This window comes from Sphingomonas sp. CFBP 13706 (assembly GCF_014842355.1).
Classification (GTDB): domain Bacteria; phylum Pseudomonadota; class Alphaproteobacteria; order Sphingomonadales; family Sphingomonadaceae; genus Sphingomonas; species Sphingomonas aerolata.
This window is the reverse complement of sequence record NZ_JACYVM010000003.1, coordinates 20,080-32,671: the sequence shown is the minus strand read 5'-3', so window position 1 is coordinate 32,671 and position 12,592 is coordinate 20,080. Positions and strand designations below refer to the sequence as shown.

The following is a 12,592-nucleotide window of genomic DNA, read 5'->3' as shown; positions in this document are numbered from 1 at the left end:
GGCTTTTTGGTTACGTGAGGGGGGTTTCTGTGGGTTCGGCGCGGAAGCCGAGGGTGGCCTTGCCCTGAATGGGGCCGGCGATGTCGGCGACGATGTAGAGGGGGCGGCGTTTGGATTCCACGTACAGCCGGCCGAGATATTCGCCGATCATGCCGAGCACGAACATCTGCACCGCGCCCAGAAACACCGTCACCAGCATCGTCGAGGTCCAGCCCTGCACCGCGCTGCCCGAGAGCCAGCCGATCGCGATGTAGACGAACAGCAGCAGCGAGACGCCGGTGAGCGCGAGGCCGGCATGGCTGGCGAAGCGCAAGGGGGCGGTCGAGAAGCCGGTGACCGCGTCGAAGGCGAGCCGCATCATCTTGGCGAGCGGATAATTGGTCTCGCCCGCATGCCGCTCGGCGCGGTCATAGGCGAAGGGGACCTGGCGGAAACCGATCCAGGCGACCATGCCGCGGATGAAGCGGGCCTGTTCGGGCAAGGAGAGGAACGCATCCAATGCGCGCCGGCTCATCAGCCGGAAATCGCCGGTGTCGACCGGGATCGGCGTGTCGGTCATCTTGGTCAGCAGGCGGTAGAAGGCGGCGGCGGTGGCCTTCTTGAACACGGTCTCGCCCGCGCGCTGGCGGCGGACGGCGTAGACGACGTCGGCCTGCTGCTCGGCCATCGCGGCGCGCATCTGGGGGAGGAGCTCGGGGGGATCCTGGAGATCGGCGTCGATGATCAGGATCTGCGCGCCCGCGCACAGATCGAGCCCGGCGGTGAGCGCGAGCTGATGCCCGTGGTTGCGCGACAGGTTGATCGCGACGAGCCGGGGATCGGCGGCGGCGAGACGCTGCATCACCGACCAGCTGTCGTCGCGCGAGCCGTCGTTGATCAGGACGATCTCGTAATCCTCGCCGACCGCGCTCTGCGCCGCGCCCGATATGCGCGCGTGGAGGAGGTCGAGGCAGGCGGCCTCGTTGTAGCAGGGGACGACGATCGAGAGCGCGGGACGGTGCATCCCCGCTCTCTAGCCGCCCCCGCGCGCGGCGTCATCGTTTGTTCTTGGGGGAGGATTAAGCGTCAGGCCTTGGCCAGCGCGGTGGCGCGGGCTTCGACGAGGCGTTCGAGGATCGTGAGGGGGACGGCGCCGTCGCGCAGCACTTCGTGGAACTGCTTCACGTCGAACTTGTCGCCCAAAATCTTCTTCGCGGAGTCGCGGGCGCGGAGCCAGCTGATGTGGCCGAGCTTGTAGCTGCACGCCTGGCCGGGCATCGTGCAGTAGCGCTCGATCTCGCGCTGCGAACGGGGGCGGGCGAAGCCGACGGTGTCGACGAAATAGTCGGTCGCCTGTTCGCGCGTCCAGCGCTTGGCGTGGAGGCCGGTGTCGGCGACGAGGCGCGCGGCGCGGAAGAGGAAGGACTGGAGATAGCCTGCGCGTTCGATCGGGCCGGCATAGCCGCCGAGCTCGTCGGCGAGCTGTTCGGCGTAGAGCGCCCAGCCCTCGACATAGGCGCCGAAGAACGAGAATTTGCGCAGCAGCGGCGTGTCGAGCCCGGCGACGAGGCTGAGCTGGAGATGATGCCCCGGCACGCCCTCGTGATAGGTGAGCGAGGGGAGCGTGTATTTGGGCCAGTCGGCGACGCTTTTCAGGTTGATGAAGTAGATCGCCGGGCGCGAGCCGTCGAGCGCGGCGAGCCGGTAATAGCCGTTCGAGGCGCCGTCCTGGATATCGGTCGGGACCGCGCGGATCTGGAGCGGGGCGGACGGCGGGTTTATGAACGCCTGGGGGAGCTTGGCCTGCATCGCGGCGAGCCCGGTGTTGAGCCCGGCGATGAGGTCGGTGCGGCCGGCGGGCGTGTCGGGATAGAGCTGTGCCGGGGTGGCGTTGAAGGCGGCGAGGCGTGCGCCGATGCTGCCCTTGGTCAGGCCTTGCGCCTTGAGGATGGTGTCGAGTTCGGCGCCGATCTGCGCGACCTGGTCGAGGCCGAGCTTGTGGACTTCGTCGGGGGTGAAGTTGGTGGTGGTCGCCTGGGCGAGCGCGGCGGCGTAGATCGCGTCGCCGCCGGGGACCGCCCAGAGCCCGGCCTCGGCGCGGGCCGTGGTCCGGAGCTGCTTGACCAGCGCGATCTGGCGGTCGAGCGCGGGATAGACCTTGTCCGTCACCAGCGCGGTGGCGCGGCGGTCCCAGTCGCCGGTCAGCCCGGCGGCCCTGGTGCGCGTCGCGACCGAGGTGACGAGGCCGCTCTGCGCGGGCGCAGGCGCGCGCAGCGCCGCCATCTGGCCGAGCGCGAGGTCGAGCGAGAAGCCGGGGGCGACGAGGCCGCGTTTCGCACGCTCGGCCTGCGTCGCGGTGTCGCCGTCGAGCGCGGTCGCGAACGCGTCGAGGCGCGCGCAATAGGCGTCGGCGTCGGCGGCGGTCCTGATGACGTGCGCGCTGTCGAGGAAGTCGGGGACGTCGAAATAGGCGCCGTCCTGCTGGCTGATGACATAGGGGTTGGTGGGGGAGCCGAGCCCGAATTTTTCGGCGGCGGTGCGCTGCTGGTTTTGCGAATAGAGCACGACCTCGCGGTTGAGGCGGCCGGCGTCGGAGAGCGTGGCGGGGGGCACGGCCTCGATCTGCGCGATCGTGCGGGTGGTGCGCGCGAGGTTCGCCCTGACCGCGCCGGGGGTGTAATCGCCGAGCCGGCTTTTCAGCGCGGCGTTGGCGCCCTTGTCGAGCCCGAGCTGGGTGGCGAATTCGGGGGCGTATTTGAGGTTCGCGTCGAAGATCGAGGTGAGGAGCGCGTCGAGCTTCGCGTCGCCGGGGGTGGCGCCGGCGGCGAGCGCGGCGCGCGGGACGAGGGCGAGCGTGGCGAGCATGCTCGCGGACGAGAGGAAGGCGCGACGGTTCATGTGATGGTCCCCCGGGGTTTGGGGGGATAGTAGCCGGGGAATTGTGCGGGGCAAGCGGGGGGGCTTGTCCCCCGCGTCGTCATCCCCGCGGAGGCGGGGATCCATAGGCTATGCGGGTGCCGCCGGATCGCGGGCGTTCGCCAGTCGGGATCCCCGCCTGCGCGGGGATGACGGGGGAGGGGTGACTCTCCCCTTTCGTCATCCTGGGCTTGACCCAGGATCCAGGGTTGCGGGCGGTGGTGCTGCTGGGCTCTGGGTCCCGACTTTCGTCGGGAGGACGGCGCGGGGGACGGTGTGGAGCGGCGGTTACACGCGTTCGACGGTGTTGACGGCGTCGGCGGCGCGGAGGCCGGCCATGAGGCGCATGAGTTGCTGGATGTCGTGGACCTCGACGTCGATCTCGTTGGTGTGGAAGCTGGTGTCGCGCGTGTCGAGGCGGAGGTTGATGATGTTGGCCATGTGCGTGCCGATGATTGACGCGACCACGCCGAGCGAGCCGGGCTCGTTCTTGACCATCACCGAGATGCGCGCGACCGCGCCTTCGGTTTTTTCGCCCCAGGCGACGTCGACCCAGTCGGTCTCGTTTTCGGTCCGCTCGGCGAGTTCGGCGAGCACGCGGCAGTCGATCGCATGGACCTCGATCCCCGCATCGGGGCGGCGCAGCCCGACGATGCGGTCGCCCGGCACCGGGTGGCAGCAGGTCGCGAGGTCATAGGCGACGCCCGGCGTCAGCCCCTTGATCGAGATCGCGCTCGACTGCGGGGCGACCGCATGGCCGAGATCGGCGCCGGTGGAGCCCGGCATCAGCGCCTCCATCACCTGTTCGTCGGACACGGTGCGGCGCGCGATCGCGACCATCAGCGCGCCCTCGTCGGCGATTTTGAGCCGCTTGAGCGCGGGCTCGGTCGCGTCGGGGCCGATCGGCGCGGGGAGGCGCGAGGCGATGTCGTCGAACAGCGTGCGGCCGAGTGCCTCCTGCTCGACGCGTTCCTTGTGGCGCAGATGGCGGCGGATCGCGGCGAGCGCCTTGCCGGTGGTCGCGACGTTGAGCCAGTGCGGTTGCGGCGACTGGCCTTTCGAGCGCAGGATCTGCACCTGGTTGCCGTTCTCGATCACGGTCGAGAGCGGCACGACGCGGCCGTCGATCTTCGCGCCGACCGCTTGGTCGCCGAGATCGGTGTGGACCGCATAGGCGAAGTCGATCGGCGTCGCGCCCTTGGGCAGCTGGATCAGCTCGCCCTTGGGGGTGAAGGCGAAGATGCGGTCGGCGTACATCGCCATCCGGGTATGTTCGAGAAGCTCCTCGGGGCTTTCGGCGGTGTCGAGGATCTCGACCAGGTCGCGGATCCAGCTGACCTGATGCTCGCCGCCGCCGATCGTCTGGCCGCCGCTCTTCTGCTTGTAGGCCCAGTGCGCGGCGAGGCCGAATTCGGCCTGGGCGTGCATCGCCTCGGTCCGGATCTGGATCTCGATACGCGCATTGTCGGCATGGATCACGCTGGTGTGGAGCGAGCGATAGCCGTTGCGCTTGGGCGTCGAGATGTAATCCTTGAACCGGCCGGGCACCATCGGCCAGCGCTGGTGGATGATGCCGAGCGCGGCGTAGCAGTCCGCCTCGGTCGGGACGATCGCGCGGAACGCCATCACGTCGGACAATTGTTCGAAATTGATGTGCCGTTCGGACATCTTGCGGAAGATCGAATAGGGATGCTTCTCGCGCCCCGCGACCTCCGCCTCGATGCCGGCGCGCGACAGCACGAGTTTGAGCCCCGAGGCGATCTTGGCGATGCGGTTGCCGTCGCCGTCCTTCAGCTGCTCCAGCCGGCGGTTGATCGATTCGGAGGCTTCGGGTTCGATCTGTTCGAAGGCGAGCGTCTGCATCTCGCGCATGAACTCGTACATGCCGATCCGCTCGGCGAGCGGCGCGTAGATGTCCATCGTTTCCTTGGCGATGCGACGGCGCTTCTCGGGCTTGGCGATGTGATGCAGCGTGCGCATGTTGTGCAGCCGGTCGGCGAGCTTCACCAGCAACACGCGGATGTCGTCGGACATGGCAAGCAGGAACTTGCGCAGGTTCTCGGCGGCGCGCTCATTCTCGGTCTGCGCCTCGATCTTGCTGAGCTTGGTGACGCCGTCGACCAGCCGCGCGACCGACGGGCCGAACAGGCGCGTGATCTCCTCGGGCGTGGCGACGGTATCCTCGATCGTGTCGTGGAGGATCGCGGTGGCGATCGTCTCGTCATCGAGATGCAGGTCGGTGAGGATGCCCGCCACCTCGATCGGATGGCTGAAATAGGGATCGCCGCTCGCACGCTTCTGCGACCCGTGCGCCTGCATCGAAAACACATAGGCGCGGTTCAGCAGGGCCTCGTCGGCATCGGGATCGTAATCGAGGACTCGATCGACGAGTTCATATTGGCGCAACACGGAACATAGATGGGGCCGCAGCGTGTTGCTTTGCAACCAAAAGCGTCCGGTCACCGTGATAGACGCACTCGATGAGCGCATCGCGCGGCGGAATGCTATAGGCTAGACCGGGGTCGGGGGGAGCCGGGACGATGGGGATTTCGGGGGGAATTTCGCGGGGGATTTCGCGAGGAATTTCGCGAGGGATTTTGCGCGAGCCGCTGCGGGAATGCAGCCTGCCGGCGGCGCTCGAGGCGATGGGGGAGCGCTGGTCGTTCCTGATCCTGCGCGCGGCGTTCAACGGGCTGCATCATTTCGAGGAATTCCAGGCCGAGCTGGGCATCGCGCGCAACATCCTGGCGAACCGGCTCGCGCGGCTGGTCGAGCACGGGATCCTCGCGCGGCGGCCGCTGCCCGAGGATCGCCGCAAGATCGCCTATGGCCTGACCGAGAAGGGCTTTGCGCTGCTGCCGACGATGATCGCGCTCCGGCAATGGGGCGAGCGGTGGGAGACGCGGATCCCGGCCTTCCCGATCCTGGTCGATGCGCGCGACCGGCAGCCGATCGAACAGGTCGCGGTGCGCGCGCATGACGGCCGCGTGCTGGGCCGGGGCGATCTGATCTGGGCGCTGCCGGGGGAGATCGGCGCGACGGACTGAGCGGTCAGACGGGGGTGGCGAGCCGCGCGATATGGTCGCGGATCGCGGGCGGCAGGCTCGCGGGGCGGCCGGTCGCGAGATCGACATGGACGCTGACCATCATGATCACGGTGTGGAGCGCGCCGGTTTCGGCATGCGTCAGCTCGATCCGCTTGGTGAGGCTCGACGTGCCGACCCGCTCGATCCGGACATGCGCCGCGATCGTGTCGCCGAGGCGGAAGGGCGCGAGATAGTCGATCTCGGTACGGCGGACGTTGAATTCGGTGTCGTCCCAGCCGGGCACCGCGGCGGCGATCCCGCTCCAGTCCCAGAAGTCGGTGATCGCGACATCGGCATATTCGAGATAGCGCGAGTTGAAGACGATCTTCTGCCCGTCGATCTCGGCGTAGCGGACGCGCAGGTTGGTGGAGAAGGCGAAGCCGGGGCGGGTCATGGCTTGGGGATGGCTGGGGCGGGGGGTGGCGTCAACCTTTCGGGGGGGGCTGCTTCCTCCTTCGTCATCCTGGACTTGATCCGGGACCCAGAGCCGCGGGCGGGGTGCTACTTGGCTCTGGATCCTGACTTTCGTCAGGATGACGGGTGGGGGTGGGAGATGCCGCTTTTCCCGCCGTCATCCTGGACTTGATCCAGGATCCAGAGCCGCGGGAGTGGCGCTGCTTGGCTCTGGATCCTGACCTTCGTCAGGATGACGGTTTGGGGAGGGGTGCTGCTCTTCACGCCGTCATCCCGGGCTTGATCCGGGACCCAGAGCCGCGGGGGTGGTGCTGCGTGGCTCTGGGTCATGACGTTCGTCAGGATGACGGGGGCGGGCGGCGGGTCAGCCGGCGCCCTGGGCGGGGGTGTTGACGCCCATGCTCTGGAGATAGCGTTTCACGTTGCGCGCGGCCTGGCGGAGGCGTTGTTCGTTTTCGACCATCGCGATGCGGACATAGCCCTCGCCATTCTCGCCATAGCCGACGCCGGGCGCGACCGCGACGTGGGCGTGGGTGAGGAGCTGCTTGGTGAATTCGAGGCTGCCGAGATGCGCGAGCGCGGGCGGCAAGGGCGCCCAGGCGAACATCGAGGCGCGCGGCGAGGGGATGTCCCAGCCGGCGCGGCCGAAGCTTTCGACCAGCACGTCGCGGCGCTTGTGATAGAGCTCGCGGTTGCGCGCGACGATGTCCTGCGGGCCGTTCAGGGCGGCGCAGGCGGCGGCCTGGATCGGGGTGAAGGCGCCGTAGTCGAGATAGCTCTTCACCCGGGCCATCGCCGCGATCAGCGTCTTGTTGCCGACCGCGAAGCCGATCCGCCAGCCCGCCATCGAATAGGTCTTGCTGAGCGAGGTGAACTCGATCGCGATGTCCTTGGCGCCCTTGACCTGAAGGATCGAGGGGGTGGGATTGCCGTCGTAATAGAGCTCGGAATAGGCGAGGTCGGAGATGATCCAGACCTTGTTCTCCTTCGCCCAGGCGACGAGCCGTTCGTAGAAGGCGAGGTCGACCGCCTCCGCGGTCGGGTTGGACGGATAGTTGACGACGAGGATCGACGGGCGCGGCACGGTGAACGCCATCGCGCGCTCGAGGCTCTCGAAATAGGCGTCGTCGGGGGTGGTCGGCACCGCGCGGATCGTCGCGCCGGCGATGATGAAGCCGAAGGTGTGGATCGGATAGGACGGGTTGGGCGCGAGCACGACGTCGCCGGGCGCGGTGATCGCGGTGGCGAGGCTGGCGAGCCCTTCCTTCGAGCCCATCGTCACGACGACCTCGGTCTCGGGATCGACGTCGACGCCGAAGCGACGGCCATAGTAATTGGCCTGCGCCTTGCGGAGACCGGGAATGCCGCGCGACTGCGAATAGCCGTGCGCGCCGGGCTTGCTGGCGACCTCGACGAGCTTGGCGATGACGTGCTCGGGGGGCGGCAGGTCGGGATTGCCCATGCCGAGATCGATGATGTCCTCGCCGCCCGCCCGCGCCGCCGCCCGCATCGCGTTCACTTCGGCGATGACATAGGGTGGCAGGCGTTTGATGCGGTAGAAATCGTCGGACATGATCGGCCCCGAGCTGGAGGAAGAGGTGCTGTACCGTATGCCGCGGGGGGCGTCATCCACCGCGTTTCGGTTGTGGCGGGAAAGGTGGGGGGCGTGCCTGCCCTTCTTCGTCATCCCGGGCTCGACCCAGGACCCAGAGCGGCGGGCGTGTACGCTGCTTGGCTCTGGATCCTGACTTTCGTCAGGATGACGGAAGGGGGGGGAGGGTTGCTGGGGTGCTTTCGCCGGGTGGGGGAGTGGGTTAGGCTTGGGCAAAAGGAGAGGTTGCCCATGTCCGAGACGCCGGGGATTGCCGCACCGACGCTGGCCGAGCTGCAGCACTGGACCTGGGTGATGGGGCGGGCGCAGCAGATGATGATGGCGCAGGGGCTCGATGCGATCACCGCGCCGCTCGATGCGGCGGTGCCCGAGGCGATGGTGGTGCCGGGGTTCAACGATCCGGCGACGATTGCGCGGGTGCGCGATTTCTGGCGGGACGGCTTTGCGCTGTGGCAGCAGATGCTGGTGCCCCCGGGGGGCGGCGCGGCGCCCCAGCCCGAGCCCGGGCCCGCGACCGACAAAAGGTTCAAGGCGGCGCAGTGGCGCGAGCCGGTGTTCGACCTGATCCGGCAGAGTTACCAGACGATCGGCGACCAGATGCTGCGCAGCGTCGACGCGGTCGAGGGGCTGGAGCCGCGGCAGAAGGAGCAGCTGCGCTTTGCGACGCGCGGCTTCGTCGATGCGATGAGCCCGACCAACTTCGCGCTGACCAATCCCGAGGTGATCGAGAAGACGATCGAGACGCGCGGCGCCAACCTGTTGCAGGGCCTGCAGAACATGATGGCGGACATCGGCCGCGGGCAGCTCAGCCACACCGCGCAGGGCAGTTTCGAGCTGGGCCGCAACCTGGCGATGACGCCGGGCAAGGTCGTGCTGCGCACGCCGCTCTACGAGCTGATCCACTATGCGCCGACCACCGAGCGCGTGCAGGCGACCCCGCTGGTGATCTTTCCGCCGTGGATCAACCGCTTCTACATCCTCGACCTCAACCCCGAGAAGAGCTTCATCCGCTGGGCGGTCGAGCAGGGCCTGAGCGTGTTCATGGTGTCGTGGAAGTCCGCCGATGCGAGCATGAAGGACGTGATCTGGGACGATTATGTCGCCGCGCAGATCGAGGCGATCGAGACGGTGCGCGGCCTGCTCGAGGTGCCCGCGGTGCATACGATCGGCTATTGCGTGGCGGGGACGACGCTGGCCGCGACGCTGGCGGTGCTGAGCGCGCGGGGGCAGGCGGACCGCGTCGCGAGCGCGACCTTCTTCACGGCGCAGGTCGATTTCGCGGATGCGGGCGAGCTCGCGCATTTCATCGACGACGAGCAGATCGCGCTGCTCGGCACGCTGTCGCCCGAGGGGTTTCTCGACGGGCGCTACATGGCGGCGACGTTCAACCTGCTGCGCGGGCGCGACCTGATCTGGAATTACGTCACCAACAACTATCTGCTCGGCAAGGATTATGTGCCGTTCGACCTGCTCCACTGGAATGGCGACACGACCAATTTGCCGGCGAAATGGCACAGGGCCTATCTGACCGACCTGTACCGCGACAATCTGCTGGTCGAGCCGGGCGCGATGGTGGTGGACGGCACGCCGGTCGACCTCAGTTGCGTGACGACGCCCGCCTATGTCCAGGCGGGGCGCGAGGATCATATCGCGCCGGCGGCGAGCGTGTGGAAGCTGACGACCGCGCTGTCGGGGCCGGTCCGCTTCGTGCTGGCGGGGTCGGGGCATATCGCGGGCGTGGTCAACCCGCCCGCCGCGGGGAAATATCAATATTGGACGCTGGATCCGGCCAGCACCGACACGCCGGCGAGCCTCGATGAATTCGTCGCCGCGGCGGTCGAGACCAAGGGGAGCTGGTGGCCCGACTGGGTCGCGTGGCTGCGCGCGATAGGGGACGAAACCGTTGCGGCGACGGGGGCGCGGATCCCCGGCGAAGGGGCGCTGCCCGCGCTTGGCGAGTCGCCGGGAGACTATGTGCGGATGCGGTGAGCACAGGCCGCCTCGAGCGCCCGTTAACCAACACGTTGAATCGGGGAATATATTGCACTGCACAATGGCGATTGTCGGGGCATTGCAACTGTGATATATTGCGACGCAACACGATAAGGCGGGGGCAGATGTGATGCGGGGGTCTGGTTCGAAGTCGGGCGATCGCGGGACGGTCAAATCCGTCGCGCCGGCGCGAGCCAAGCGAGTCGCCAAGCCCGTCGCGTTGCCCCCGGCCGAGACGGTCGCGGCGGTCGAGACGGCCCCGGTTGTCGAGACGACTCCGATCATCGAGCCTGCTCCGGCAGCCGTGCAAGCCCTCGAAATCACACCGCCCGAGACCGCGCCCGTCGCGCTTCCCGAGACTGTGCCCGAGATGGCTGTCGCCGCGGTCGAGGGGGCGGCTGGGATTGCTGCGGCGGACATCGCCGCGCAGCCCGCAAGCCCCGACGAGCCGCAGACCGCCGCGTCCGACGACGCGCAGCCTGTGAGCACCGAAGACGCGCAGCCCGCCGTGACCGGCGTCGCGGTGCCGCTTGCAACACCCGTTTCGACACCAGCAGACATCGTCGTTCCCGTCGGAGCGGCGCGTACAGGAAAGGATGGCATGATGAATTTCGACACCGGCACGATCGAAAAGACCCAGGCAATGTTCGCCGACCTCTCGACCCGCGCGAAGGGCGCGATGGAGAAGAGCGCGGCTGCGTTCGAGGACGCCAATGCGTTCGCCAAGGGCAATATCGAGGCGATCGTCGAATCGTCGAAGATTGCCGCCAAAGGCGCCGAGACGCTGGGGCATGAAGTTTCGGCCTATGCCAAGGCATCGTTCGAGGGCGCGACCGAGGCGATGAAGACGCTCGCCGCGGCCAAGTCGCCGACCGAGTTCATGAAGCTGCAGGGCGATTACATGCGCACCGCGTTCGACACGCTGATCGCGGACAGCGCGCGTTCGACCGAGATGATGATGAAGATGGCGGGCGAGATCACGCAGCCTTTGTCCAACCGGGTCGCGATCGCGACCGAGAAGATGAAGATCGCCAACTGAGCCGGTGACCGGGGTCGGCACTACGCGTCGTCTCCGGCCGGACGCGAGACGGGAGGGGCAGGCAGGGGATCCCTTGCCTGCCCCTTCTGCGTGGCGCTTGTGCCTTACCCCTTTGCCGGGCCCTTTTGCCGGGCCTCATAGGTTGCCCTTTTAGCGGGCGGGGCTTGCTCTTCGACCATCAGGTGCCATATTTTCACGTCATGGCGCTGACACCGAAAATACTGGTTCCGATGACGATGACCGAGCGACGCTATAGCCGTGTTGAAGACGGGATCCGTGCCGAAGACGGAAATTCCGACGGCACCGGGGATTCCGGCGGCAACGACCGGGGCAATGTCGGCATCGCGACCAAGACGCGGTCGCGCACCAAGCAGCCGACGCCGTACCGCGTGCTGATGCTCAACGACGATTACACGCCGATGGAATTCGTCGTGCTGTGCCTGCAGCGCTTCTTCCGCATGGACATGGAGGCGGCGACGCGGGTGATGCTGCACGTCCACCAGAAGGGCGTCGGCGTGTGCGGGACGTTCAGCTACGAGGTCGCCGAGACCAAGGTCAGCCAGGTGATGGATTTCGCGCAGCAGAACCAGCACCCGCTGCAGTGCACGCTCGAAAAGGCGTGATCGGGCGGCTTTAGGGGGCGCGTCGGAGGATAGGCCCGGCGGGTCAGCGCGCGGGCGGGAGCCAGCGCAGGTCGAGACCGTCGAACCGGTTCACGTAATTGGCGGCACGCAGCAGCGCGGTCTCGTCGGTGAACGACACGCGGCCAGCACCACGCGCGATCAGCCCGTCCTCCTCGAGCTGACGGAGCATGCGGTTGACATGGACCGCGGTCAGCCCGGTCGCGTCGCCAATCTCCTCCTGCGTCAGCGGCAGAGCGAAATCGGTGGTCGCGGCCTGTCCGGTCAGCCGGATGCGGTTGCGGATCTCGAGCAGCAGCGCGGCGACGCGGACCTTGGCGGAGGTGCGGCCGAGGGCGGCGAGCCGGTCGGTCAGCGCGACCTTTTCCATCTGGTTCATCACCATGATGACCGCGGCGAGCCGCGGATGTTCGGTCAGCAGCCCCGCCATCAGCGTCCGGTCGAACGGGCAGACGGTCAGGTCGGTCATCGCGACGATCGTCTCGGGCGAGTCGCGGTAGACCAAAGCCGAGACCGCGAGCATGTCGCCGGGAAACAGGAAGCGCAGGATCTGGCGGCTGCCGTCGTCGAGCAGGACATAGCTCATCGCCATGCCGCGCTGGAGGATGAAGAGCTCGGCCATCGGGTCGTGCTCGCGCAGCAGGATCGTGCCGCGGCGCAGGTCGCGCGGGCGCTCCTCGAGGCGCGTCAGTGCCGTCGTCTCGCTCTCGGTCAAGGTGATGTAATCGCCGAGACGTTCGGCGAAGCAGCTGTGCGGCACTGTGATCGGCTCCCCGTCGTTGCTCCACAGAGCAAACCCCCCGATTTTACGCATTAAAGTCGATCAATAGGGCCGGTCTGAGCCACATTTGGTTGACCGCCAAGCGCGCCTGCGGAGGCAGGCCCGCTACGCGGCCGGGCTTGCGCGGATCGT

General features: G+C 67.7%; 10 protein-coding genes. 4 read left to right on the top strand and 6 right to left on the bottom strand.

The features are described from left to right. Positions 1-10: 10 nt before the first annotated feature. The 3 genes from IFS44_RS06650 to IFS44_RS06640 all read right to left on the bottom strand — a co-directional run bounded on the left by IFS44_RS06650 (position 11) and on the right by IFS44_RS06640 (position 5,304). Positions 11-1,003, bottom strand: a complete 993-nt coding sequence (locus IFS44_RS06650; RefSeq protein WP_192097956.1) for a glycosyltransferase family 2 protein — start codon at positions 1,001-1,003, stop codon at positions 11-13. A gap of 62 nt (positions 1,004-1,065) precedes the next feature. Further along, entirely contained in the window at positions 1,066-2,877 is a 1,812-nt protein-coding gene (locus IFS44_RS06645) for a DUF885 domain-containing protein (protein WP_192097954.1), read from the bottom strand. Positions 2,878-3,183: 306 nt separating this feature from the next. Next, on the bottom strand, positions 3,184-5,304 hold the full coding sequence (locus IFS44_RS06640; RefSeq protein ID WP_192097952.1) for a RelA/SpoT family protein: 2,121 nt from the start codon (positions 5,302-5,304) through the stop codon (positions 3,184-3,186). Positions 5,305-5,540: 236 nt separating this feature from the next. On the opposite strand from IFS44_RS06640, the gene IFS44_RS06635 reads away from it, so the two are divergent. Next, positions 5,541-5,942 (top strand): winged helix-turn-helix transcriptional regulator, encoded by a 402-nt coding sequence (locus tag IFS44_RS06635; protein WP_244650079.1) that lies wholly within the window; start codon positions 5,541-5,543, stop codon positions 5,940-5,942. Positions 5,943-5,946: 4 nt separating this feature from the next. On the opposite strand, the gene IFS44_RS06630 is transcribed toward IFS44_RS06635, so the two are convergent. Then, the gene (locus tag IFS44_RS06630) at positions 5,947-6,375 is read right to left on the bottom strand and encodes an acyl-CoA thioesterase (protein WP_192097948.1); all 429 of its coding nucleotides are present in this window, start codon (positions 6,373-6,375) and stop codon (positions 5,947-5,949) included. Positions 6,376-6,759: 384 nt separating this feature from the next. Beyond that, positions 6,760-7,968, bottom strand: coding sequence for an LL-diaminopimelate aminotransferase (locus tag IFS44_RS06625; protein ID WP_166746410.1), 1,209 nt, complete (start codon positions 7,966-7,968; stop codon positions 6,760-6,762). A 270-nt stretch (positions 7,969-8,238) separates the two neighbouring features. On the opposite strand from IFS44_RS06625, the gene IFS44_RS06620 reads away from it, so the two are divergent. From IFS44_RS06620 to clpS, 3 genes are all read left to right on the top strand, one after another. After that, positions 8,239-9,996 (top strand): PHA/PHB synthase family protein, encoded by a 1,758-nt coding sequence (locus IFS44_RS06620; protein WP_192097946.1) that lies wholly within the window; start codon positions 8,239-8,241, stop codon positions 9,994-9,996. Positions 9,997-10,129: 133 nt separating this feature from the next. Next, a complete protein-coding gene (gene phaP / locus IFS44_RS06615) occupies positions 10,130-11,038 on the top strand; it encodes a phasin family protein (protein ID WP_244650077.1) in 909 nt (302 codons plus the stop codon). A 236-nt stretch (positions 11,039-11,274) separates the two neighbouring features. Further along, positions 11,275-11,661, top strand: coding sequence for an ATP-dependent Clp protease adapter ClpS (clpS, locus tag IFS44_RS06610; protein WP_056407432.1), 387 nt, complete (start codon positions 11,275-11,277; stop codon positions 11,659-11,661). Positions 11,662-11,704: 43 nt separating this feature from the next. Here the strand turns inward: clpS and IFS44_RS06605 are convergent, their stop codons facing one another. Beyond that, entirely contained in the window at positions 11,705-12,493 is a 789-nt protein-coding gene (locus IFS44_RS06605) for a Crp/Fnr family transcriptional regulator (protein ID WP_081874263.1), read from the bottom strand. Between the last annotated feature and the right edge of the window lie 99 nt (positions 12,494-12,592).

Bases quoted from the DNA above. Each gene is read 5' to 3' on its own strand.
- IFS44_RS06650 (WP_192097956.1), bottom strand. From the start codon at position 1,003: ATGCACCGTCCCGCGCTCTCGATCGTCGTCCCCTGCTACAACGAGGCC.
- IFS44_RS06645 (WP_192097954.1), bottom strand. From the start codon at position 2,877: ATGAACCGTCGCGCCTTCCTCTCGTCCGCGAGCATGCTCGCCACGCTC.
- IFS44_RS06635 (WP_244650079.1), top strand. From the start codon at position 5,541: ATGGGGGAGCGCTGGTCGTTCCTGATCCTGCGCGCGGCGTTCAACGGG.
- IFS44_RS06630 (WP_192097948.1), bottom strand. From the start codon at position 6,375: ATGACCCGCCCCGGCTTCGCCTTCTCCACCAACCTGCGCGTCCGCTAC.
- IFS44_RS06625 (WP_166746410.1), bottom strand. From the start codon at position 7,968: ATGTCCGACGATTTCTACCGCATCAAACGCCTGCCACCCTATGTCATC.
- IFS44_RS06620 (WP_192097946.1), top strand. From the start codon at position 8,239: ATGTCCGAGACGCCGGGGATTGCCGCACCGACGCTGGCCGAGCTGCAG.
- phaP (WP_244650077.1), top strand. From the start codon at position 10,130: ATGCGGGGGTCTGGTTCGAAGTCGGGCGATCGCGGGACGGTCAAATCC.
- clpS (WP_056407432.1), top strand. From the start codon at position 11,275: ATGACCGAGCGACGCTATAGCCGTGTTGAAGACGGGATCCGTGCCGAA.
- IFS44_RS06605 (WP_081874263.1), bottom strand. From the start codon at position 12,493: ATGCGTAAAATCGGGGGGTTTGCTCTGTGGAGCAACGACGGGGAGCCG.